Genomic DNA, 22,006 nt, shown 5'->3' with positions numbered 1-22,006 from the left:
GGACGCGGCGTCAACAGGAGTCCGGACCGCGCCCGTCATCGCGAGCGCAGCGAAGCGACCCAGCGCAGCGACCCAGCGCAGCGCATCCCTGGATTGCTTCGCTCCGCTCGCAAAGACGGAGCCTACCTTTAGGCGACGCTGCCGTAGAGGTCGTAGGCCTCGGCCCGGTCGACCTTGACGGTGACGATGTCGCCGACCCGCACCGGGCGCCGGAAGGCGGCGTGGACGGTGCCGTCGATCTCCGGCGCGTCGGCCTTGGACCGGCCCCGCGCGACCCCGCCCTCGACGGCGTCGACGATCACGGGCAGCCGCTTGCCGACCTTGGCGCGCTGAAGCCGGAGCGCGATGCCGTTCTGGGTCTCCATGAACCGGCGCTTGCGCTCGGCCTTGACCGCCGGCGGCACGAGGTCGCCGAGCGCGTTGGCGGTGGCGCCCGCCACCGGCTCGTACTCGAAGCAGCCGACGCGATCGAGCTTGGCCTCCTGCAGCCAGGCCAGCAGCTCCTCGAACTCGGCCTCGGTCTCGCCGGGGAAGCCGACGATGAAGGTCGAGCGGATCGCGAGGTCCGGGCAGGTCTGCCGCCAGCTCCGGATCCGGTCGAGCTGGCGCTCCTGGTTGCCGGGGCGGCGCATGCGCCTGAGCACCGACGGGCTCGCGTGCTGGAGCGGCATGTCGAGGTAGGGGAGCACCTTGCCCTCGGCCATCAGCGGGATGACCTCGTCCACGTGCGGGTAGGGGTAGACGTAGTGCAGCCGCACCCAGGCCCCGAGCGCGCCGAGCTCCCGGGTCAGGTCGTAGAACTTCGCCCGCACCTGCCGGTCCTGCCACGGGCTCTCGCTGTAGCGGATATCGACGCCGTACGCGCTGGTGTCCTGGCTGACGACCAGCAGCTCCTTCACGCCGGCCTTGACCAGCTTCTCGGCCTCGCGGAGCACGTCGGCCGCCGGGCGGCTGACGAGGTTCCCGCGCAAGGACGGGATGATGCAGAAGCTGCAGCGGTTGCTGCACCCTTCCGAGATCTTCAGGTAGGCGTAGTGGCGCGGGGTGAGCTTGATCCCCTGCGGCGGCACGAGGTCGAGGAACGGGTCGTGGGCCGGCGGCACCGCCTCGTGGACGGCCGCCACCACCGACTCGTAGGCCTGGGGCCCGGTCACCGCCAGGAGGTCGGGGTACTTCTCGCGGATCTCCTCCGGCTGCGCGCCCATGCAGCCGGTGACGATCACACGTCCGTTCTCCGCCATGGCCTCGCCGATGGCCGAGAGCGACTCCGCCTTGGCCGAATCGAGGAAGCCGCAGGTGTTGACGATCACCACGTCGGCGCCGTCGTGCCGGCGGGCCAGCTCGTAGCCCTCGGCGCGCAGGTGCGTGAGGATGCGCTCGGAATCGACCAGCGCCTTGGGGCAGCCCAGCGAGACGAACGAGATCTTGGGAGCCGTGATCTTGGGGGCGGCGCCGGGAGCGGGGCCGCGGGGGGCGGGCGTGGCGGTCATGGCATTCGGGTCGGACGGTCCGGCCGGGCGGCCGGCGATCGGCCGCCCGGCGCGTGGGACCAGGAATTCGGGGTCGGGCTCCTATACAGGCTCCCGCGCCTCCGCGCGAGGCCAGCCGCCGCAGGGGTGACCGGCCCTGCGCGCGAGCCTGGCCCCGGCCGCCGATCCAGTCGTTACGGCAGAGCTTTACCGCGGGCTCCTCAGACCCCACATCAAGCGTCGGCGGCGCCGCCCTGCGCCCCGGACACGGCCCGCCCGCGCGAAGCGGCGGGCCCTGCGTGGAACTGCCGCTTCCCCCGCGGCATCGCCTGTGCGACGGCAGCGGACGACGCACCGCCCGAGGATAACGGCCCCGAACCCGGTCATGTGGACCCGAGAAATCCCCTTCATCGATCCCGTCGCGGCGGCGACCCGGCTGCGCGCCCTGCCCGGGCTCGCCTTCCTCGACAGCGCCATGCGGCACGACCCGCTGGGGCGGCACTCGATCGTGGCCGCCGATCCGTTCGCGCGGTTCCGCTACCGCGACGGGCGCGCGACCCTCGACGGAAATCCGGTGGCGGGCGGCCCGATGGCGGCGCTCCGGGCCTGCCTCGAACCCTACCGGCTCGAGCCCGGGTCGGAGCCGTTCCCCGGCGGGGCGATCGGGTACCTGGCCTACGATCTCGGCGCGGCGCTGGAGCGGGTGGCGGCGCCGGCCCGGCGGGCGGGGCTCACCGACGACATCGCGCTCAATCTCTACGACACGGCGCTGGTCGTCGATCACGCCGCCGGCACGGGCCGGCTCGTCGCCACGGGTTTCCCCGAGACCGCCGATCAGCGCGCCGGCCGGCGTGCCGAGCGCGGTCGAGGTCGTCAGGCCGGTGATCACCACCGCCGGGCCCGCGCGGAGGCGCGGCTCGCCCGCTTCGCCGACCTGCTCGGCGGCGCGGAGCCGCCGGTCCCGGCCCCCGCAGGGCCGGCCCAGCCGCTCGTGTGGCGCTCGAACTTCGACCGCCAAAGCTATGAAGAGGCTGTCGAAAAAGTTCGCGCCTACATCCGCGCCGGCGACATCTACCAGGCCAACATCGCCCAGCGCTTCGTAGCCGACCTCCCGGCCGGCTTCGACCCGTTCGCTCTCTACCGGCGGCTGCGCGAGACCAACCCGGCGACCTTCGGCGCCTATCTGGAGCTGGAGGGCCTGACCGTCGCCTCGTCCTCGCCGGAGCGGTTCGTCCGCCTCGACGGACGGCACGTGGAGACGCGCCCGATCAAGGGCACCGCGCGCCGCCTCGACGACCCGGCGGCCGACCGGGCGGCGGCCGAGGCGCTGCAGGCCAGCGTCAAGGAGCGGGCCGAGAACGTCATGATCGTCGACCTGCTGCGCAACGACCTGTCCCGGGTCTGCGCGCCGGGCAGCGTCGCCGTGCCCACCCTGTGCGGCCTGGAGACCTACGCCAACGTCCACCATCTGGTGTCGGTGGTGACCGGAGACCTCCGCGACGGGCTCGACGCCCTCGACCTCCTGGAAGGGACCTTCCCGGGCGGCTCGATCACGGGCGCGCCGAAGATCCGCGCCATGGACATCATCACCGAGATCGAGGGCGACGCCCGCGAACTCTACTGCGGCGCCATCGGCCGGATCGGCTTCGACGGGGCGCTCGACACGTCGATCGCGATCCGCACCGTGTTCATGGACGACCGGCAGGCGGTGCTGCAGGCGGGCGGCGGGGTGACCCTGCTGTCGGAGCCGGGCCCGGAATACGACGAGACCCTGGCCAAGGCCGCCCGCGTGTTCGAGGCCTTCGCATGATCCTCGTCCTCGACAATTACGACTCGTTCGTCTTCAACGTCGTCCGCTACCTGGAGGAGCTCGGCGAGACGGTCCGGGTCGTGCGCAACGACGCGCTGGACGTGGCCGGCATCCGGGCGCTCGCCCCCGAGGCGCTGGTGGTCTCGCCCGGGCCCTGCACCCCCGCGGAGGCCGGGATCTCCCTGCCGGCGATCCGGGACCTGTCGGGGGAGGTGCCGATCCTCGGCGTCTGCCTCGGCCACCAGGCGATCGGCGCGGCCTTCGGCGGCACGGTCGCGCGGGCGCAGCGGCCCCTGCACGGGCAGATGACGCCGATCGCCCATACGGGCGCGCGGCTGTTCTCCGGGCTGCCGGCGCCGATGCCGGTGGGGCGCTACCACTCGCTGGTGGTGACGCCCAGGCCCGCGATGGACAGGCACCTCTCGGTCGACGCGGTCTCGCAGGAGGGGGAGGTGATGGCGCTGTCGCACCGCACCCACCCGACCTACGGCATCCAGTTCCACCCGGAATCGGTCCTGACCGAGGGCGGCCACGCCCTGTTCGCCAATTTCCTGGGACTGGCCCGCGCGTGGCGCGAGCGGCCGGAGGGCCCCCGCGATGCTGTGGCGTGACGGGGCGATCGCGCCCGGGACGATCGCGCCGCTGGACCACACCGACCGCGGCCTGACGCTCGGCGACGGCCTGTTCGACACGGCGCTGGCGCTGGGCGGCCGCGTCGCCTTCGAGGACGCCCACGTCGCCCGGCTCGTGGCCTCCGCGGAGAGTCTCGGGATGCCGGCCGAGGCCGAGCGGGTCCGCGCGGCCATGCGGGGCCTCGCGGGGCAGGGGGAGCGGCTCGCGATCCGCACNCGCGATCCGCACGACCCTCACCCGCGGCTCCGGCCCGCGCGGCCTGAAGCCGCCGGACGCCCCGAGCCCGAATCTGTTCGCCACCGCGGCCGCGAGCGCCAGGGCCGCCGCCTTCGCGCCCCTGCGCCTGTGGCCGACGCCGATCGCCCGCAACGACACGTCTCCGGCCGCCCGGCTGAAGACGCTGGGCTACCTCGACGCGGTGCTGGCCGCCCGCGACGCCGCCGCGGCGGGGTTCGACGAGGCGCTGTTCCGCAACACCCGGGGACGGGTCGCCTGCGGCGGCACCGGCAACCTGTTCGCGGTGATCGGCGCGACCCTGGTCACGCCGCCGCTCGCGGACGGCGTGCTCGCCGGGATCGCGCGGGCGGAGATCCTGGCGCTCGCCGCCGGATGCGGCCTCGCGGCGGCGGAGCGCTCGCTCAGCCTGCCCGAGTTCCTCGGCGCCGAGGCCGTGTTCCTGACCAACTCCCTGCGGCTCCTGGCCCCCGTGACGGCGATCGGCGACACCCCCTTCCCGGGGGCCGGGCACCCGGCGGTGGGGCGCCTCATGGCGGCGCTCCGGGCCCGCGTGGCCCGGTCCTGCGGCGTGGCCGAGGACGTGGTCGCGTGATTGGCCGGGCCGCGGAGACGGGGCGGCGCCGGCTGCGCTACGGGCTCGCGGCGCTCTACGGCTTCATCGGGATCGTGCACCTCGCGGCGACCGACGCGATGCTGCCGCTGATGCCCGGCTGGGTGCCGCAGCCGCGGCTCGTGATCCTGGCGACCGGCCTGTGCGAGATCGCCGGTGCCGCCGGGCTGCTGACCGGCCGGTTCCGCCGGGCGGCCGCGATCGGCCTCGCCCTCTACGCGGTCTGCGTCTACCCGGCGAACCTCAAGCACGCCTTCGACCACGTCCACATCGACGGCATCCCGGATTCCTGGTGGTACCACGGCCCGCGCCTCGCCTTTCAGCCGGTCTTCGTCTGGGCGGCGCTCTGGGCCGGCGGGCTGATCGACTGGCCGTTCGGCGGCCTGCGCAGACCTGGAAACCTCGCGCCCGACACCTCCCGCGATCCGGCACCGCCGCCGGCGGCCCCGGGACCGGACGCGCCGGCAACCGTCCGGAAACCTTGATCACAGGATCCCGGGATCCCCGGATCACGGCAGGCTTTGATCCCAGGATCCTGGCCGGTCGACCGGCCGGCAGCCGCCGCGCGGGCCGGAAGACCGGTGCGCCCGGCCCCGACAGGGGCGGACGACATGCCGAAGCGCCGCGACCCGGGCCGATCGCCCCCGCCTCCGCCGGGCGCGGTGCCGGAGACCGTGCCGGATCGCGACGCCGTGGAGCGCGCCCTCGAGACCGTCCTCGACCGCCTGCGCCCGAAGCCGGGCGGCGCCCCGCGGGCCGGCCGGAAGCCGCGCCCGGGCGGGGCGGGCCGCTAGACCCCGAAAAGTTCCTCCACAGGGCGAAGATATCGTCCGGATACAGCCGGCCGGACCGGCGTTCCCCGGAGGACGCCGCCGACACGGAGAGCGGCACCAGCGGAGACAGACCGAATGGCCAAGCAGAAGACGCTGCAGGACGCCTTCTACGAGACCCTCAAGGACGTCTACTATGCCGAGAAGCAGTCGGTGAAAGCGCTCAAGAAGTCCGCCAAGGCGGCGGAGCACGAGGAGCTGCGCCAGGCCTTCGAGACCCATGCCGAGGAGAGCGCCCAGCAGGTGGAGCGCCTGACGCAGGTCTTCGAGATCATCGGCAAGCCCGCCCGGGCCAAGACCTGCGAGGCGATGCAGGGCATCGTCTCCGAGATGGAGGAGGACCTCGACGACTTCGCCGACAGCCCGGCCGCGGACGCGGTGCTGGCCGCCTGCGCCCAGGCGGTGGAGCATTACGAGATCGCCCGCTACGGCACCCTGAAGACCTGGGCGGCCCAGCTCGGCTACTCGGACGCCGCCAAGCTCCTGGACGAGACCCTGCAGGAGGAGAAGAAGACCGACGCGCTGCTCTCGAAGATCGCCGAGTCGATCAACGCGGCGGGCGCCCCCGAGGCGGCGGAGGCGGATGCGGGGCCGACGAAGGGCAAGGGCAAGAGGGCCGCCTGATCCCGCACCGGCCGCGCGGGCGGGCCGGCGCCCCGGGCGCCGGTTCGCCCCGCCCTGGCCGGCGTCAGTTCGCCTTCTCGACGGCGCTCAGCGGCGTCCAGTAGCAGCGATCCTGCGTGTCCTTGAGGGCGAGGCAGCCGTAGCTCATCGTCCGGGACTCGAGCCGGACCTCCTCGCCAGTCTTGAAGGACCGGCACTCGCCGCTGGCGAGGCTGCCCTGCAGCAGCTGGCCGAACCCGGATTCGTCGCCCGCCATGACCAGCTTGAACAGGCGGTCCGTGACCTCCTGGCTGTGGCAGCCGAACCGCTCCTGGAGGATCGTCTCGGCCGCGGCGGGCCGGGACAGGGCGGCTGTGACGGCGAGGGCGGCGAGGACGGGCAGGGCGATGCGCATGCGCGGAACATATCCGCGGACCGCGACGTGTCGAGCCCTCGGCGCGCGGGCAGAGGCTGAGGATCGCCGTTAAGGATCGCCGGCACAGGCCTCCACCACCGTCAGCACGGCGGCGCCTGGCTGAAGACGGACCGGCCCGGCACGGGCGCGCGGCCCTCCCACGCGCGGTCGCGATAGCGCCGCTTCGCCTCGTACATCTGGGAATCCGCGCGGGACACGGCGGCCTTCAGGGTCCCGTCCCCGTGCCACGTGGCCGAACCGAGGGAGGCGCTGAGGGCGGTCGCGCCGCGACGGTTCTCGACGTCGATCTCGTCCAGGATCCGCCGGGCCAGCGCGGCGGCGGCCGCGGCATCGAGGCCCGGCAGCAGGATCACGAACTCGTCGCCCCCGATCCGGGCCGGGCGGATCGCGAGGGGGTTGTGGCGCTCCAGGATGGCCGCGAACCGGCCGATCACGTCGTCGCCGGCATCGTGGCCGAGGGCATCGTTGATCGCCTTGAGGTCGTTCAGGTCCGCGACGATCACGGAAGTCGGCACGGTCCGGCCGGCTTCGAGCCGGTCGAGCTCGGCCGCGTAGCCCAGCCGGTTGAGCAGGCCCGTCAGCGGGTCGGTGAGGCTCAGGACCGCGAGGCGCGCCTCGGAGCGCTTGTTGTCGCCGATATCCGTGAGGGCGATCTGGACGAGGCGCCGCCCGTCGCCGGCCGCCGGGACCGGGGAGCGCTGCATCTTGAGGTGCAGGTCCCGCCCGTCGCGGCCGCGGGCCGCGATGTCCCGGCTCCGTGGCTCCGCGCCGTCCCAGAGTTCGGCCAGCTCCTCCCGGAAGAGCTGCAGCGGCGCCTGTCCCAGGCCGCCGCTCAGATGGCGCGCGAGGGCGTCGCAGGTGTCGACGGCGAAGAGCGCCAGGGCGGGGCGGTTCGCGTCGACGATCCGCCGGGAGGCCTCCGCCTCGGCCAGCCAGCCGGGATGGGCCGCGAGGTAGCCGGCGAGGTCCACGATCCCGTCGGACCGCAGCCCCGCCAGCCGGGCGGCGAGCCCCGTCTCGTCGCGGATCAGGGTCGGGACGGGCGCGTGCTGGAACAGGGTTCCGGTGCGCCGGTCCGCGGCGCTCTCCCGCCGCCGCAGCGCCTCGCGCTGCGTGATGTCCTCGATCGCGATCAGGTAGCGATCCCAGCCGGCCTCGTGCCCCGGCAGCATCTGTCCCGCGTAGCTGACGTCGACGACGCGCCCCGAGACGGTGCGGTTCTGGGTGACGAGGCGGACACGGGTCGCCCCGGCCCAGAGCTGGCACAGCACCTCGATCAGCGCGTCCGCGCGCGGATCGTTGAAGATCGCGGGGATGTGGGCGAACAGCTCGGCCTCGTCGCGCGCGTCGTAGGTCGCGAGCGTGTTGCGGTTGACCCGCACGATCCGGATCAGGCTCTGGCAGGTCCGCAGATGCTCGGGATCGCGCAGCCAGGCACGGAGGTCGACCATGCCGGCCGCCCGCCACGCGTCGAGACGGGCTTTCAGCCCGCCGAGGTCCTGCAACCAGAGCGAGACGGGGGCGAGATCGAACAGCTGCGCCTCAAGAATCTCGGTCTGTCCCGGGGTCTGCGGCATGGAACGGCGAAGCTTGGGCGGTCGTCTGGACGGATGTCGGCACGCCGTCTTAGCGCCTTCGCCTTGACGAAGTGTGCTCTTTCCGACGCGCGGCCGGGCGTCGACGGCGAGGGGCCGGCCCTGAATCCTCACCGAGACGCGCGATCCCGCCCCGCGCAGGCCTGCGGGGGCGCCGCGCGCAGCCTCGATGGATCGTCGATGACCCGTCGAGACCGCGTCTCGAAGACCTCGAAGACATGGGCCGGCAACGCCCGCCGGGGCCGCGATCCGCTACGGCCCTCCGGCCGCCTCGTCGCGCTTGGCCGCCTGCCACGCCGCCTCCATGGCGGCGAGGTCGGAGCGGCCGAGGGCCCCTCCGGACGCCGCGAGATGCCGCGCCATGGCGGCGAAGCGGCGCTCGAACTTGGCGGTCCCGTCGCGCAGGGCGGTCTCCGGATCGATCCCGGCATGCCGCGCGAGGTTCGCCACCGAGAACAGCAGGTCGCCGATCTCCTCGGACAGGGCCTCCGGATCGCCCGCCGCCAGGGCCTCGGCGACCTCGTCGGTCTCCTCGCGGACCTTGCCGACGACCTGGGCGGCGTCGTCCCAGTCGAAGCCGTAGGCGGCCGCGCGCCGGGAGATCTTCTCCGCCCGGGCGAGGGCCGGCAGCGCCCGCGCGACGCCGCCGAGCGGGTCCGGCACCGGACCCGGGATGTCGGCCTCCCGCCGCTCCTCCCGCCGCTCCTCCTGCCGGGCCGCCCGTTCCTGCGCCTTGATCGCCGCCCACTGGGCCTCGACCGCCGCGGGGTCGCGCAGGGGCGAGCCGGCGGGCAGGGGCGCGCCGTCCGGGGTGAAGACGTGGGGGTGGCGCCGGACCAGCTTGTCGCCGATGGCGCGCGCCACGTCGTCGAACGCGAAGGCGCCCTGCTCCTCGGCCATGCGGGCGTGGAACACCACCTGGAGCAGCAGGTCGCCGAGCTCGTCGCGCAGGTCGAGGAGGTCTCCCCGCGCCACCGCGTCGGCGACCTCGTAGGCCTCCTCGATCGTGTAGGGCACGATGGTGGCGAAGCTCTGCGCCACGTCCCAGGGGCAGCCGGCGACGGGGTCGCGCAGGCGCGCCATCAGGCGCAGGAGCCGGCCCAGGGGCGCCTCCGCCGCCGGGTCCGCCGCGGGGTCGCCGCCCCGCGCCCCGTTCGGCCCCGACCGGCCCGCGTCGCGTGTCTCGCTCATGCGGATGGCGTTAGAGCATGGCGCGGCGCAGGGAAATCCGTCTCGGGAGACCGGCCGGGCCTCAGACCCGGCGGGGGTCGCGCTCGCGCACCTGCTCGGCCTGCAGGCCGTTGAGATAGCCGGTGAGGCGGCCGCTGACCGCCGGATCGGCGCACTGCACCCAGAGGGGCGCCGGAAGGGCGCGGACGGGCAGGCGCAGCAGGAAGGCCTCGGCCGAGAGCGCCGCCTCCCGCTCGGAGGCGGCGGCCAGCAGGCGCGCCCCCGCCTGCGTGCCGATCAGGATCGCGATCGTGCTCATCCTTCCCCTCCGGGCTTCCCCGCGCGGGACAACGGCGCGCGGGCCGCAGGCGTTGCACGGCGCTCGATGCGCCAATCCGCGCGGCTCCCGGCGCGGCCCTCAGCTCGTCGGCCGGACGCAGAGCGGCTCCCGGGCCAGCGCCAGGGTGAACGACCACAGGATCCGGCCGAAGGAATCCGTCAGCACCGCCCCGGTCAGGAGCATGTTGGTGGCGGTCCGGCACAGGTCGCGGGCGCCGCGGATCGCGGCCTCCACGTCGTCCGCCTCCAGGCTGTCGCTGGCGAAGGCGAGGCCGCAGCGGCCGTCCGCGTGCTCGAGGGTGCGTCGGAGGTGATAGGCCGGCATCGCTTGGACCACCGCGAGGCGAATCACCGGCCGCCCGCGGCGCGGGCGGGAGCCGGCGCGCGAAACTAGCGGCGCCGCGCGGCGCCGCGGCTGATCCAGATTAAGCCGACGCGCATTCGCCGCCGCCCGGATCCCTTCCGGTGTCGCAGGCTGTCGCGGGGGCCGCGCGACGGCGACGCCGGCCGCTGCGGGAGGTCCGCGCGAGGCCGTGCCGGGTCTTGTTCCAGCGCAGCGGGGCGCGGACCAGCTCGATCAGCGCCAGCCACGCGGCGAGGCTGACCAGCAGGAAGTAGACCGGCATCCACGGCACCGACCGGGCGAGATCCCCCCAGCCGCGCCGGGCGCAGCCGACCAGGGCCGGCAGGACCAGGGCGGCGAGCCCCGTCCCGAACAGCGTGATGGCGAGCCCCGTGGAGAGGTTGTCGAGGAAGACGGGGGCGGCCGGGATGTCCAGGACCAGGAAGGACCACGCCGCCCCGGCGGGGCAGACCGGGTAGGCGAGGGCCGAGGCCACCGTCCCGGGGACCAAGGCGGCGGCGCAGAGCGTCTCCAGGCCGCCGAGGCTGCGGGCGTTGGCGAGGGGGCGCCGCCCGTGGGTGAGGCTCGTCTGGACCAGGCCCTTCAGCCAGCGGGTGCGCTGGCCGAGCCAGGGGCCGAGGCGGGCCGGGGCCTCCTCGAAGGTGGGGCTGGGCAGGTCGCCGACGGTGTAGCCCGCGAGCGCGAGGCGCAGGCCGAGATCCGCGTCCTCGGTGACGTTGTGGGCGTCCCAGCCGTGCAGCGCCCGCACCACGCGGGTGCGCAGGTGCATCGAGGTCCCGCCCAGCGGGACCGGCAGGCCGCAGCGGGCGAAGGCCGGGTTCAGCACGTCGAACAGCCCGGCATATTCGAGGGCGAAGGCGCGGGCGAGGCGCGAATCGCCGGCATTGTCGATCACGAGCCGTCCCTGGAGGCAGGCTGTGCGCGCGGGCAGGCGCGCGAACAGGGCGGCCGCCAGCCGCAATTGGCCGGGATCGGGCACGTCCTCGGCGTCGTAGACCGTGAGCAGGGCGCCGCGGGCGAGGGGCAGCGCGGCGTTGAGCGCCCGGGGCTTGGTGCGCGGGCCGCCCGGCGGCACCGTGATCACCTCGAACCGGGCCGGCAGGGTGTCGCGGGGGAGGGCCGAAGCGGTCTCCGCGTCGTCCGCCTCGAGCAGCAGCTTGATGTCGAGCTTCGCGGCCGGATAGTCGAGGGCGGAGAGCGCCCTGAGCAGATCGGGCACCACCGCCGCCTCGCGGTGGAGGGGGACGAGGACCGTGTAGACCGGCAGGTCGGCGTCGGCGAGGGGCGCCACCGCCTCGGCGGCCACCGGGGCCGCGATGGCGAGGGCCGCGATCCGCAGGGTCGCCATGGCCAGGAACAGGACCTGCCCGGCCGTCATCGCCGCGCGCGCCAGCGGGGCCGGCAGCGCCGCGCACAGGCAGAGCGCCGCGGTGACGGCGAGGGCGAGGACCAGCAGCCAGCGGAGGGCCGGCTCGGGGGCCGCCGCCCNGCCCGCCGCCGCACCTGCCGCCGCATCTGCCGCCGCGGTCACGGCCGGCACCGCCCCCCCCGCCGTCACGGTGCCGGATTTCTGGAACCCGCGCAGCCGCGGCGAGCGGATCGAGGCGCCGCAGACCGGCCGGGCGGTCCGCTTCCTCACGGACGACGAGTTCCCGCCCCTGCACTTCGCGGGCCCCGACGGCAACCCGACGGGCTTCGTGGTCGAGCTCGCCCGGGCCGTCTGCGAGAAGCTGACGATCACCTGCACGGTGCAGGCGCGCCGCTTCGACACCCTGCTCGACGCCCTCGACGGCAAGCAGGGCGACGTGGTCGCGGCCGCGATCCCCCTGACGGCGACGTTGCGGCAGAAATTCCTGGCGACGCGGCCGTATTTCCGCTGGCCGGCCCGCTTCGCGGCCCGGACCGACAAGGGCCTGCCGGTCCCCTCGGCGGCGGCGCTCGCCGGCCGCAGCGTGGGTGTCATCGGCGGCAGCGCCCACGCGGCCTACCTCAAGGCCTTCTTCCCGAAGGCCGTCCTGAGGGACTTCACCGACCTCACGGCGGCCGAGAGCGCGCTCAAGCGCGGCGAGATCGACTACGTGTTCGCCGACGGCCTGAACCTCGCCCTCTTCGTCGGCGGCCAGGACGCGGAATCGTGCTGCGCGCTGACCGGCGGCGACTACCTGGAGAACCGCTATTTCGGGGAGGGGATCGGCCTGATCACCCGCCAGGAGGACGCGGCCCTCTCCCGGGCGCTGGACGACGCGCTCCAGCGGGTCTGGGACGACGGCAAGTACACCGAGCTGTACCTGCGGTTCTTCCCGGTGAGCCCGTTCTGAGGAGACGGGCGCGGGGCTTCCGTCTGCCGCCGCCCCAGGAGGCGGCGGCGGAGCGGGACGCCGCCGATGCCGCGGCCCGCGGTGGCCGCGCCACCGACGCGGAGATGCGCGCCATGCGGGCCGAGGGCGTTCCGCTCCGGTGCGAACCGCTCTAGGGTGCGCGCGCCCTATCCGCGTTCAGCCCCGAAGATCACCCCCGACGACATGCCCGCCGCTCCGCCAGCCCTGACCCTCGACGCCGACATCATCGAGGCCGCCGCCAACGCCGCCGCCTGGCCCTTCGAGGAGGCGCGCAAACTCGTGGCGCGGCTGGAGAAATCCGGCAAGACCGAGGTTCTGTTCGAGACCGGCTACGGCCCCTCGGGCCTGCCGCATATCGGCACGTTCGGCGAGGTCGCCCGCACCTCCATGGTGCGCCACGCCTTCCGGGTGCTCACCCGCGACGCGGTGCCGACCCGGCTGATCGCCTTCTCGGACGACATGGACGGGCTGCGCAAGGTTCCCGACAACGTGCCGAACCGCGAGATGCTGGCCGCCCATCTCAACCAGCCGCTGACCCGCGTGCCGGACCCGTTCGGCACCCATGACAGCTTCGGGGCGCACAACAACGCCGAATTGCGCCGCTTCCTCGACGCCTTCGGGTTCAGCTACGAGTTCCGCTCGGCGACCGAGTGCTACCGCGCGGGCGTGTTCGACGCGACGCTGCTGCGCGTGCTGGAGCGCTACGATTCCGTGATGGAGATCATGCTGCCGTCGCTGCGCGCCGAGCGCTCGGCGAGCTACTCGCCGTTCCTGCCGCTCCACCCGGTCACCGGCCACGTGATGCAGGTGCCGATCGACGAGGTGAAGGCGGAGAGCGGCACGATCGTGTGGCGCGATCCCGCCACGGGCGAGCGCTACGAGACCCCGGTGACCGGCGGCCACGCCAAGCTGCAGTGGAAGCCCGACTGGGCGATGCGCTGGGTGGCGCTCGGCGTCGATTACGAGATGGCCGGCAAGGACCTGATCGACTCGGTCAAGCTCTCGGCCAAGATCGCCCGGGCGCTCGGCGGCGAGCCGCCGGAGGGCTTTAACTACGAGCTGTTCCTCGACGAGAAGGGGCAGAAGATCTCGAAGTCGAAGGGCAACGGCCTGACGATCGACGCGTGGCTCACCTACGGCACGCCGGAATCGCTCGCCCTGTTCATGTACAACAAGCCGCGCGAGGCCAAGCGCCTGTTCTTCGACGTGATCCCCCGGCACGTCGACGAGTATATCGGCTTCCTCGACCGCTACGCCGGCCAGGACGCGAAGCTGCGGCTGGGCAACCCGGTCTGGCACCTCCACGCCGGCAACCCGCCGGAGCCCGAGAAGGTCGAGGGCGCGAGCCTGACCCTCGCGATGCTGCTCAACCTCGCCGCGGTGGCCAACACCGAGGACCCGGCGGTGCTGTGGGGCTTCATCCGCCGCTACGCGCCGCAGACCGGGCCGGAGACCCATCCGGGCCTCGACCGGCTGGTCAGGCACGCGCTGAAGTTCTTCTCGGACTTCGTGCGGCCGGCCAAGACCTACCGGGCGCCGACGCCCGAGGAGCGGGCCGCCCTGGAGGACCTGTCGGAGACGCTGGCCGAGCATGCCGGCTCGACCGACCCGGAGGCCCTGCAGGCGGCGGTCTACGAGGTCGGGCGGCGCCACTTCCCCGACACGTCCGGCAAGGCCAAGAGCCCGGACGGGCGGCCCGGCGTGTCGCAGGCGTGGTTCACGAGCCTCTACAACGTGCTGTTCGGCGAGGCGCGCGGCCCGCGGTTCGGCTCCTTCGTGGCCCTCTACGGCGTCGACGAGACGCGGGCCCTGATCGCGGCGGCCCTGTCGGGGGCGCTGGTGGCCGAGCACGCGGCCTTCGCGGCCGGCAAGGCCCAGGTCGCGTGAGCGGGGGTCGCGTGAGCGGGGGCCGCGGGAGCCGGTGTGCCGTGAGGCCGCGATGATCGTCGACAGCCTCGCCGCCCTGGAGGCGATCTACAGCGCGCCCCTGGCACCCGCCTCCACCGTGAAGGTGGCGGCCTCGGTCACGCCGGACTACGCGGCGCTGATCGCGGCCTCGCCCTTCGCGGTGCTGGCGACCTCCGGCCCCGAGGGGCTCGATTGCAGCCCCCGCGGCGATCAGCCGGGCTTCGTGCGGGTCGCCGATCCGCGCACGCTGATCCTGCCGGACCGGCGGGGCAACAACCGGATCGATTCCCTGCGCAACATCGTGCGCGACCCGCGGGTCGCGCTGCTGTTCCTGATCCCGGGCTCGGGCACGACGCTCCGGGTGAACGGCCGGGCGGTGATCTCGGCCGACCCGGACCTGCTCGCCTCGTTCCGCGTCGACGGTCACGCGCCGCGGACAGCGACCGTGATCACGGTGGAGGAGATCTACTTCCAGTGCGCAAGGGCGATCATCCGGGCGAAGCTGTGGGACCCGGATAGCCGCGTCGATCCGGCGAACCTGCCGAGCCCGGGGGCGATCCTGGCGGCGCTCACCGCGGGCGCGGTCGGCGGTGAGCGCTACGACGCGGAATGGCCGGGGCGGGCGGCCAAGACGATGTGGTGAGGGTGGCGTCCACGACACCCCCGTCCTCGCGAGGGCAGCGAAGCGATCCAGCAGCGCCACGCTGATCCGGGTCGCGCCGCCCTGGGTCGCTCCGCTGCGCGCGCGAGGACGGAGCGCCACCTCACCCCACCAGCGCGAGATCCTGCGTCTCGGTATCGGGGATGACATCGACCTCGACCTTGAGGCGCTGCTTGCCCGAGCCGCTGACGATGCCGTCGACCGGGGCCACGTCGCCGTAGTCGCGGCCGCGGGCGACCACGATGTGGTCGTCCCGGACCGCGACGCCGTTGGTCGGGTCGAGGCCGAGCCAGCCCTCGCCGCACCAGACCGCCACCCAGGCGTGGCTCGCATCCGCCCCGCGCAGGCGCGGGCGGCCGGGCGGCGGCACGGTGCGCAGGTAGCCGCTGACATAGGCCGCCGGCAGGCCCATCCCGCGCAGGGCGGCGATCATCACGTGGGCGAAATCCTGGCAGACCCCGGCCCGGAGCGCGAAGGATTCGGCGAGCGGGGTCGAGACGGTGGTCGCCTTGGCATCGAAGCGGAAGTCCCGGCCGATCCGCAGCATCAGGTCGTGGGCCGCCCCGTAGGCGCTGCGGCCGGCGGCGAAGCTCGACCGCGCGTAGTCGGTGATCGCGGGCAGCAGCGGAACCCGGCCGGTCGGGAACAGGAAGTGCACCGGCGCCCGGCCGCCGAGGTCGCGCTCGGCCAGGACGGCGTCGCGGACCCGCTCCCACGGCATCCCGGATTCCGGCGGCGGCGGGGCCGGGCGCTCGACCCGCACGGTGGAGAGCGCCTCGACGCTGAAGGTGGTGTGGGGCGTCTCCAGGGTGACCGCCACCGCGTCGATCCCGAGATAGTCGCGCCGCATCACCGCGCGGGCGGGGCTCGGGTCGATCGTGACGGCGCTCGCCAGCACGCTCTGGCCCCCGCCGTCCTGCGGCTTGAGCCGCAGGGTGCAGCGGGCGAAGTGCACCGGCCGGCCGTAGCGGTAGGTGGTGCGGTGGCGCAGCGTGTAGATCACGCCAGCCCCGTCAGCTTCTCGGGGCGCAGCGCGTTCGGCCCGGCGGGGAAGTAGCGGGCCGCGATCCCGTCGGCGAGGCGCTCGAGGTCGGTCGCGAGGGCGGTGAGGCGAACGGCGTCGAAATCCGCGGCCTCGCCGCTGCGCAGCTCCGACAGGATCCGGGTGGCGAGGCGGCACTGGGGCTCGGGGATGCCGTCGGCGGCCAGCGCCGGCAGGTCGGCGAGGTGCCGGGTGATCGCCTCCGCCTGGAAGGCGATCGAGCGCGGGTTGTAGGGATCGAGCAGGACCATGTCGCGGACCGGGTCGAGGGCCGCCCCCTGCAGGTAGCGCCGCCCGTAGCTGATCTGCGAGTCGCACAGCGACAGCATCACCCCGAGGCAGCCGGGGGTCGCCTCGTCGTTGGCGAAGGCCAGCGCGAAGGCGCCGGTGTTGATCGCCCGCTCGATCCGGCGGCCGAGCTCGATGAAGTGCCAGCCCTCGGCCCGGCTCATGTTCTCGTGGGTGAGACCGGCGAGCGCCGCGAGCTGGCTGAGCGCCCGCTCGGCCCGGCCCGCGAGCTGCGACTCGGTGAAGGCCCGCTCGGGGTCGAGGGACAGGAACTCGTTCAGGTCGGCGAGCACCCGCCACGCCTCGCCCGACAGGCGGGCGCGGAGGGCGGCGGCGTTGCGGCGGGCCGCGAGGATGTGGGACCGGGCCGAGCCCGGCCGCTCGCGCCCGGCGAGCGCCTCCTGGGCGAGGCGGGCGGTGGGCAGGTCGTGGAGGAGGGCGCGCAAGGCCAGGGCCGCCGGCGTGTCGAGGGCGCCCGAGATGTCGGCCCCGACGGCGTCGCCGACGCTGCGCAGGTGGGCGAGCACCAGCCGGATCACCGCCTCGCCGCGCTCCAGGTAGCGGCCGAGCCAGAACAGGCCGTCGGCGGCCCGGGCGGGGAGGTGGCCGCCGACCCGCCGCACCCGCGGGGCCGCCTGCGCGCCGATCAGGGGCGCGGCGACCGGCTTCTCGGACAGGACCCAGACATCGGCCGAGCGGATGCCGAGCCGCAGCTCGATCGGGTCGACGTCCTCGCGCTCCGAGACCCGGCAGAAGCCGCCCGGCATCACCTGCCAGCCGAGCGGCGTCCGCGTGGCGAAGACCCGGACCACGAAGGGGCGGGGCCTCAGGAACAGGCCGTCCGGGCCGCGCTCCCAGCCCGGCATGGTCGAGAGCGGCGCCGCCTCCTGGGCGACGTAGTCGAAGGGCCGGTCGCGCAGGGCCGCCACGACCCGCTCCCGCTCGGCCGCCAGGACCGGGCCCGCCAGGATCGCGTCGCGCCCCGCCCCGCGCTGGGGCGTGGCGGCCGGGCGCAGGGTCAGGCTGTCGAGGTTGGCCCGCGCGTGGGCGAGGCCCTCGAGGTCGCCGCACCACCACGTGCGCGGGTGGCCGAGCCGCAGGGGCTCGCCGAGGACGCGCCGGGCGATGCCGTCGAGATAGGGGGCGAGCGCGGCCGACTCGACGAGCCCCGCGCCCGGCATGTTGGCCATCACCAGGGAGCCGTTGCGCAGGGCGTCGAGGATGCCCGGCACGCCGAGCCGCGAGGCCGGGTTCAGCTCCAGGGGGTCGAGGAAGTCGGCGTCGATCCGCCGCCACAGGGCGTCGGCCCGCTTCAGGCCCGAGACGGTGCGCACGTGCAGGCCCCCGTCCCGCATGACGAGGTCGTCGCCCTCCACCAGCATCAGGCCGAGATAGCGGGCGAGCGCCGCCTGCTCGACATAGGTGCTGCTGTAGGGGCCGGAGGTCAGCAGGCAGATCCGCGGGTCCGCGCGCTCCGCCCCCAGGGCCAGCCCGTCGCGGAACGCCTGGAAGAAGGCCGGCAGGCGCTCGACGTGGAGGTCCTGGAAGAAGTCCGGGAAGGTCCGGGCCAGGACCATCCGGTTCTCCAGCGCCCAGCCGAGGCCCGAGGGCGCCTGCGTCCGGTCGGCCAGAACCTGCCAGCGCCCGTCCGGACCCCGGCCGAGATCGGCGGCGTAGAGCTTCAGGTAGTGGCCGCCGGGAGGCGCGACGCCCTGGAGCGGGTGCAGGAATTCCGGTGTGCCGGCCACGATCGCGGCCGGAAGCAGCCCGTCGGCGACGAGGCGGCCCTCCCCGTAGACGTCGGCGAGGATCGCCTCCATCAGCTCCGCGCGCTGGACGATGCCGGCGCTGAGCGCCGCCCACTCGGCCCCCTCGATCACCAGGGGCAGGCAGCCGAGCGGCCAGGGATGCTCGCGCTGGTCGCCGGCGATGCGGAACGAGATGCCCGCGTCCCGGATGTGCCGCTCCGCCGCGACGAAGCGGGCCATGATCTCCGGCTCGGTCAGGCCGCCGAGACGGTCGAGCAGGCGCGGCCACGCCCCGCGGGGCTGGCCGTCGGGACCCAGGAACTCGTCCGGCCGGCCGGGGGCGGGGCGATAGCCCGCGCTCCAGCGGGCGACGCGCTCCCGCGGGCCCTCCGGCCCCTCGGCCCGGGCGCGGCTGCCCGCGAGCGCCGCCTCCATCACGGTCCCCCGGTCATTGCGGGGCCGGCATCCGCAGGTCGAGGGTCAGCGGGAACTCGGCGCTGGCCTCGGCCCGCGGCATCTCCACCCGGCCCGGCGTGTGGCCGTTCGGCTGGAACCGGGCGAGGCGCCGCCCCTCCGCCTCGTAGGCGTTGACCGGGTGGGTCTCGTAGTTGCGCCCGCCCGGATGGGCGACGTGGTAGCGGCACCCGCCCAGCGACCGGCCGCTCCAGGCATCGAGGATGTCGAAGGTCAGCGGCGAGTGGGCGGGAATGGTCGGGTGCAGCGAGGAGGCCGGCTGCCACGCCTTGAAGCGCAGGCCCGCCACCGCCTCGCCACCGCGGCCGGTGGAGGTCATGGGCAGGCGTCGGCCGTTGCAGGCGATGACGTGCCGCTCGGGCACGAAGCCCTCGACCCTGACCTGCAGCCGCTCGACCGAGCTGTCGACGAAGCGCACGGTGCCCCCGCTGGTCCCTTCCTCGCCCATCACGTGCCAGGGCTCCAGCGCCTGGCGCAGCTCCATCCGGACCCCGCCCTGCTCGACCGTGCCGAAGACCGGGAACCGGAACAGGGCCTGCGCCTCGAAGGCGACCGGATCGAAATCGTACCCCGCCGCCCGCAGATCCTCCAGCACCGAGAGGAAGTCGGACCAGAGGAAATGCGGCAGCATGAACCGATCGTGGAGGTTCGTGCCCCAGCGGACACAGCCGCCACTCTGCGGCTCGCGCCACAGCCAGGCCACGAGGGCGCGGAGCAGGAGCTGCTGCGCGAGGCTCATCCGCGCGTCCGGCGGCATCTCGAAGGCGCGGAACTCCAGGAGGCCGAGGCGCCCGGTCGGCCCGTCCGGCGAGTACAGCTTGTCGATGCAGATCTCGGACCGGTGGGTGTTGCCGGTGACGTCGACGAGGATGTTGCGGAAGATCCGGTCGACGAGCCAGCGCGGGATGTTGGGCGCGTCCGGGGCCGGCACCTGGGCCAGCGCGATCTCCAGCTCGTAGAGCCCGTCGTGGCGGGCCTCGTCCATGCGCGGCGCCTGGCTGGTCGGGCCGATATAGAGGCCCGAGAACAGGTACGAGAGCGCCGGGTGGCGCTGCCAGTAGAGCACGAGGCTCTTGAGCAGGTCGGGCCGGCGCAGGAACGGGGAATCGTCCGGCGTGACGCCGCCCATCACCACGTGGTTGCCGCCGCCGGTGCCGGTGTGGCGCCCGTCGGTCATGAATTTTTCCGCGCCGAGCCGGGTCTGGCGGGCCTCGGCGTAGAGGTCGGTGGTGATGGCGACCGCCTCCCGCCAGGAGGCGGCCGGGTGGACGTTCACCTCGATCACGCCCGGGTCGGGAGTGACCTTGATGACGCCGATCCGCGGGTCGTAGGGCGGCTCGTAGCCCTCGAGGTGGATCGGCAGGTTCAGCGCGGCGGCGGCCGCCTCCAGGTGGCCGGCGAGTTCGAGATACTCGTCGGCGCGCTGCACCGGCGGCATGAACACCCGCACCACCCCGTCGCGGGGCTCGATCGACAGGGCCGTGCGCACCGCCACGCCGGTGATGCCGGAACCGTTGACCACGGACGCGCCGGGATGGCCGTCGGGAAGGGGCGGGCGGGGCTCCAGCGGGTCCTGCGGCTGGTAGTAGGGGTAGTGCTCCGGCGGCACGTAGGGCAGGGACGACAGCGGCAGGCGGAAGCCCACCGGCGAGTCGCCCGGCACTAGGAAGGCGGCGCCGCGCCGGAAATCCCACTTCTCCGAGATCCAGACCCTTTCGGCCTCGCCGTCCCGGCCGGTGGGCAGACTCGCCAGCGGCAGGACGTAGCCCGCCGCCTCCCCGAGGCCCCGCGCGTAGACCCGCCGGATCCGGGCATCGAACTCCACCGAGCCCGACTTGGCGTCGGCCGGCGTGACGTTGACCGGCAGCGCCGCGGTCTTCCTCTCCCAGAGCTCGCCGTCCTCGAAGGCCGGGAAGACGTAGTCGGCGAGGCCGAGGCGGCGGGCCAGCGTCTCGGCGAACGCCCTGGCCTGCGCGATGGTGGCCGTCCCCGCCTCCCCGGGCGCGGCCTCCGGCGCGATCAGGTCCGGGTTCCGCCAGATCGGCTGGCCGTCCTTGCGCCAGTAGAGCGCGAAGGCCCAGCGCGGCAGGCTCTCGCCGGGATACCACTTGCCCTGGCCGTAATGGAGCAGACCGCCCGGTCCGAACCGGTCGCGCAGGCGCCGGATCAGCTGGTCGGCGAGGCCCCGCTTGGTCGGGCCGACGGCCGCGATGTTCCACTCGGGCGCTTCGAAATCGTCCACCGACACGAAGGTCGGCTCGCCGCCCATGGTCAGGCGCACGTCCTGCGCGGCGAGGTCGGCGTCGACCCGCTCGCCCAGCGCGTTCATGGACGCCCAGACGTCCTCCGAGAACGGCTTGGTGATCCGCGGCGTCTCGGCGACGCGGGTGATCGTCATCTTGAAGTCGAAGGTGGTCTGGGCCGGCTCCATCGCCCCCGAGATCGGCGCGGCCGAGTGGTAGTGCGGCGTCGCGGCCAGCGGGATGTGGCCCTCGCCGGTGAGCAGGCCCGAGGTCGCGTCCATGCCGACCCAGCCGGCGCCCGGCAGGTAGACCTCGGCCCAGGCGTGCAGGTCGGTGAAGTCCGCCGCCGCGCCGGTCGGTCCGTCGACCGCGGTCGTGTCGGGCACGAGCTGGATCAGGTAGCCGGAGACGAACCGGGCGGCGAGGCCGATCCGGCGCAGCACCTGCACGAGCAGCCACGCCGAATCCCGGCAGGAGCCGCTCTTGAGCCGCAGGGTCTCGGCGGGGGTCTGGACGCCCGGCTCCATCCGGACGCCGTAGGCGGTCTCGCGGGCGATCAGGCCGTTGAGCGCCACCAGGAACTGGACGGTGCTGGTCTCCGCGGGGAGACGGGCCAGCAGCGCCTCCATCTCCGGACACTCCGCGTCGACCGGGGCGAGGTAGGGGGCGAGCTCCTCGGCGAGGGTGGGATCGTACGCGAACGGCCGGACCTGCGCGTAATCCTCCACGAAGAAGTCGAACGGGTTGATCACCGCCATGTCGGCGGTGAGGTCGACCTCGATCTTCAATTCGTCGGTCTTCTCCGGGAAGACGAGGCGGGCCAGCCAGTTGCCGCTCGGATCCTGCTGCCAGTTCAGGAAGTGGTTGGCCGGCGTCACCGTCAGCGCGTAGGCCGGGACCTTGGTGCGGGCGTGCGGCGCCGGGCGCAGGCGGATCACCTGGGGGCCGAGGCTGATCGGCCGGTCGTAGCGGTAATGGGTGACGTGGTGCAGGGCGGCTTTGATCGACACGATGGCTCCGTCGAAAGGATCGAACGCGGTCGCGCTGCCGGTCCCTGGCTCCGGCGCCCACCGCGTGGTTATGCGCTACTGACGGCGCGACAAGCAATTTCCGTGCGGTGCCCGGCGGCCCGCGCCCCTGGCAGGAACTTTGCCGCCCGGCCCTGCTTGACCGGCAGATGGGCCGGAGGCCGGCCCGGGACCGCACG

At 74.1% G+C, this 22,006-nt stretch carries 19 protein-coding genes; 9 read left to right on the top strand and 10 right to left on the bottom strand.

Annotation, left to right across the window (positions count from 1 at the left end; translation table 11 throughout):
- Positions 1–128 precede the first annotated feature (128 nt).
- The gene (gene rimO / locus MOTC310_RS00960) at positions 129–1,490 is read right to left on the bottom strand and encodes a 30S ribosomal protein S12 methylthiotransferase RimO (protein ID WP_331300497.1); all 1,362 of its coding nucleotides are present in this window, start codon (positions 1,488–1,490) and stop codon (positions 129–131) included.
- A gap of 364 nt (positions 1,491–1,854) precedes the next feature.
- On the opposite strand from rimO, the gene pabB reads away from it, so the two are divergent.
- From pabB to MOTC310_RS00930, 6 genes are all read left to right on the top strand, one after another.
- The gene (gene pabB / locus MOTC310_RS00955) at positions 1,855–3,279 is read left to right on the top strand and encodes an aminodeoxychorismate synthase component I (protein WP_331300496.1); all 1,425 of its coding nucleotides are present in this window, start codon (positions 1,855–1,857) and stop codon (positions 3,277–3,279) included.
- Positions 3,276–3,890 carry an anthranilate synthase component II gene (locus tag MOTC310_RS00950; RefSeq protein WP_331300495.1) on the top strand — a complete coding sequence of 205 codons (615 nt, stop codon included), beginning with the start codon at positions 3,276–3,278 and terminating at the stop codon, positions 3,888–3,890. Before pabB ends, MOTC310_RS00950 begins: the two co-directional genes overlap by 4 nt.
- 242 nt (positions 3,891–4,132) lie before the next feature.
- Positions 4,133–4,741 (top strand): aminotransferase class IV, encoded by a 609-nt coding sequence (locus MOTC310_RS00945; protein WP_331301442.1) that lies wholly within the window; start codon positions 4,133–4,135, stop codon positions 4,739–4,741.
- Positions 4,738–5,244, top strand: coding sequence for a DoxX family protein (locus tag MOTC310_RS00940; RefSeq protein WP_331300494.1), 507 nt, complete (start codon positions 4,738–4,740; stop codon positions 5,242–5,244). Before MOTC310_RS00945 ends, MOTC310_RS00940 begins: the two co-directional genes overlap by 4 nt.
- 126 nt (positions 5,245–5,370) lie before the next feature.
- The gene (locus MOTC310_RS00935) at positions 5,371–5,553 is read left to right on the top strand and encodes a hypothetical protein (RefSeq protein ID WP_331300493.1); all 183 of its coding nucleotides are present in this window, start codon (positions 5,371–5,373) and stop codon (positions 5,551–5,553) included.
- A 114-nt stretch (positions 5,554–5,667) separates the two neighbouring features.
- Positions 5,668–6,213: a YciE/YciF ferroxidase family protein gene (locus tag MOTC310_RS00930; protein ID WP_331300492.1), complete on the top strand. Its 546-nt coding sequence runs from the start codon at positions 5,668–5,670 to the stop codon at positions 6,211–6,213.
- 64 nt (positions 6,214–6,277) lie between these two features.
- Here the strand turns inward: MOTC310_RS00930 and MOTC310_RS00925 are convergent, their stop codons facing one another.
- From MOTC310_RS00925 to MOTC310_RS00900, 6 genes are all read right to left on the bottom strand, one after another.
- Positions 6,278–6,607 carry a hypothetical protein gene (locus MOTC310_RS00925; protein WP_331289954.1) on the bottom strand — a complete coding sequence of 110 codons (330 nt, stop codon included), beginning with the start codon at positions 6,605–6,607 and terminating at the stop codon, positions 6,278–6,280.
- Between the two features lie 101 nt (positions 6,608–6,708).
- Complete coding sequence (locus MOTC310_RS00920; protein ID WP_331300491.1) at positions 6,709–8,205, bottom strand: sensor domain-containing diguanylate cyclase; 1,497 nt, start codon at positions 8,203–8,205, stop codon at positions 6,709–6,711.
- 270 nt (positions 8,206–8,475) lie between these two features.
- The gene (gene mazG / locus MOTC310_RS00915; protein ID WP_331300490.1) at positions 8,476–9,414 is read right to left on the bottom strand and encodes a nucleoside triphosphate pyrophosphohydrolase; all 939 of its coding nucleotides are present in this window, start codon (positions 9,412–9,414) and stop codon (positions 8,476–8,478) included.
- A 61-nt stretch (positions 9,415–9,475) separates the two neighbouring features.
- Positions 9,476–9,712, bottom strand: a complete 237-nt coding sequence (locus tag MOTC310_RS00910) for a hypothetical protein (RefSeq protein ID WP_273563410.1) — start codon at positions 9,710–9,712, stop codon at positions 9,476–9,478.
- A gap of 99 nt (positions 9,713–9,811) precedes the next feature.
- Positions 9,812–10,057 (bottom strand): hypothetical protein, encoded by a 246-nt coding sequence (locus MOTC310_RS00905; protein ID WP_331300489.1) that lies wholly within the window; start codon positions 10,055–10,057, stop codon positions 9,812–9,814.
- A 100-nt stretch (positions 10,058–10,157) separates the two neighbouring features.
- The gene (locus MOTC310_RS00900; RefSeq protein ID WP_473753791.1) at positions 10,158–11,444 is read right to left on the bottom strand and encodes a glycosyltransferase family 2 protein; all 1,287 of its coding nucleotides are present in this window, start codon (positions 11,442–11,444) and stop codon (positions 10,158–10,160) included.
- An 82-nt stretch (positions 11,445–11,526) separates the two neighbouring features.
- Between MOTC310_RS00900 and MOTC310_RS00895 the strand changes: the two genes are divergently transcribed.
- From MOTC310_RS00895 to MOTC310_RS00885, 3 genes are all read left to right on the top strand, one after another.
- Positions 11,527–12,414 (top strand): transporter substrate-binding domain-containing protein, encoded by an 888-nt coding sequence (locus tag MOTC310_RS00895; protein WP_331300487.1) that lies wholly within the window; start codon positions 11,527–11,529, stop codon positions 12,412–12,414.
- A gap of 204 nt (positions 12,415–12,618) precedes the next feature.
- Positions 12,619–14,322 carry a lysine--tRNA ligase gene (locus MOTC310_RS00890; RefSeq protein WP_331300486.1) on the top strand — a complete coding sequence of 568 codons (1,704 nt, stop codon included), beginning with the start codon at positions 12,619–12,621 and terminating at the stop codon, positions 14,320–14,322.
- A gap of 52 nt (positions 14,323–14,374) precedes the next feature.
- Complete coding sequence (locus MOTC310_RS00885) at positions 14,375–14,986, top strand: pyridoxamine 5'-phosphate oxidase family protein (protein WP_331300485.1); 612 nt, start codon at positions 14,375–14,377, stop codon at positions 14,984–14,986.
- 121 nt (positions 14,987–15,107) lie between these two features.
- Here MOTC310_RS00885 and MOTC310_RS00880 read toward each other — a convergent pair whose 3' ends face one another.
- Genes MOTC310_RS00880 through MOTC310_RS00870 form a run of 3 tightly spaced genes read right to left on the bottom strand, consistent with a single transcriptional unit; the run spans position 15,108 to position 21,809 of the window.
- A complete protein-coding gene (locus tag MOTC310_RS00880) occupies positions 15,108–16,007 on the bottom strand; it encodes a transglutaminase family protein (protein WP_331300484.1) in 900 nt (299 codons plus the stop codon).
- A complete protein-coding gene (locus MOTC310_RS00875) occupies positions 16,004–18,517 on the bottom strand; it encodes a circularly permuted type 2 ATP-grasp protein (protein WP_331300483.1) in 2,514 nt (837 codons plus the stop codon). The genes MOTC310_RS00880 and MOTC310_RS00875 overlap by 4 nt, the downstream gene beginning before the upstream one ends.
- Before the next feature lie 13 nt (positions 18,518–18,530).
- Positions 18,531–21,809 carry a transglutaminase family protein gene (locus MOTC310_RS00870; RefSeq protein WP_331300482.1) on the bottom strand — a complete coding sequence of 1,093 codons (3,279 nt, stop codon included), beginning with the start codon at positions 21,807–21,809 and terminating at the stop codon, positions 18,531–18,533.
- Positions 21,810–22,006: the final 197 nt, after the last annotated feature.

The sequence above is a fragment of the Methylobacterium oryzae genome, from assembly GCF_036441375.1.
GTDB lineage: Bacteria > Pseudomonadota > Alphaproteobacteria > Rhizobiales > Beijerinckiaceae > Methylobacterium > Methylobacterium oryzae_A.
Note: the sequence above shows the minus strand (reverse complement) of the source record. Positions and strands in the feature narration are given on the sequence as shown.

Excerpts from the sequence above, each read along its gene's own strand:
- MOTC310_RS00910 (WP_273563410.1), bottom strand. The coding sequence starts at position 9,712 with ATGAGCACGATCGCGATCCTGATCGGCACGCAGGCGGGGGCGCGCCTG.
- MOTC310_RS00925 (WP_331289954.1), bottom strand. The coding sequence starts at position 6,607 with ATGCGCATCGCCCTGCCCGTCCTCGCCGCCCTCGCCGTCACAGCCGCC.
- MOTC310_RS00950 (WP_331300495.1), top strand. The coding sequence starts at position 3,276 with ATGATCCTCGTCCTCGACAATTACGACTCGTTCGTCTTCAACGTCGTC.
- MOTC310_RS00920 (WP_331300491.1), bottom strand. The coding sequence starts at position 8,205 with ATGCCGCAGACCCCGGGACAGACCGAGATTCTTGAGGCGCAGCTGTTC.
- MOTC310_RS00900 (WP_473753791.1), bottom strand. The coding sequence starts at position 11,444 with ATGGCGACCCTGCGGATCGCGGCCCTCGCCATCGCGGCCCCGGTGGCC.
- rimO (WP_331300497.1), bottom strand. The coding sequence starts at position 1,490 with ATGACCGCCACGCCCGCCCCCCGCGGCCCCGCTCCCGGCGCCGCCCCC.
- MOTC310_RS00930 (WP_331300492.1), top strand. The coding sequence starts at position 5,668 with ATGGCCAAGCAGAAGACGCTGCAGGACGCCTTCTACGAGACCCTCAAG.
- MOTC310_RS00935 (WP_331300493.1), top strand. The coding sequence starts at position 5,371 with ATGCCGAAGCGCCGCGACCCGGGCCGATCGCCCCCGCCTCCGCCGGGC.
- MOTC310_RS00890 (WP_331300486.1), top strand. The coding sequence starts at position 12,619 with ATGCCCGCCGCTCCGCCAGCCCTGACCCTCGACGCCGACATCATCGAG.
- MOTC310_RS00905 (WP_331300489.1), bottom strand. The coding sequence starts at position 10,057 with ATGCCGGCCTATCACCTCCGACGCACCCTCGAGCACGCGGACGGCCGC.
- mazG (WP_331300490.1), bottom strand. The coding sequence starts at position 9,414 with ATGAGCGAGACACGCGACGCGGGCCGGTCGGGGCCGAACGGGGCGCGG.
- pabB (WP_331300496.1), top strand. The coding sequence starts at position 1,855 with ATGTGGACCCGAGAAATCCCCTTCATCGATCCCGTCGCGGCGGCGACC.
- MOTC310_RS00885 (WP_331300485.1), top strand. The coding sequence starts at position 14,375 with ATGATCGTCGACAGCCTCGCCGCCCTGGAGGCGATCTACAGCGCGCCC.
- MOTC310_RS00875 (WP_331300483.1), bottom strand. The coding sequence starts at position 18,517 with ATGGAGGCGGCGCTCGCGGGCAGCCGCGCCCGGGCCGAGGGGCCGGAG.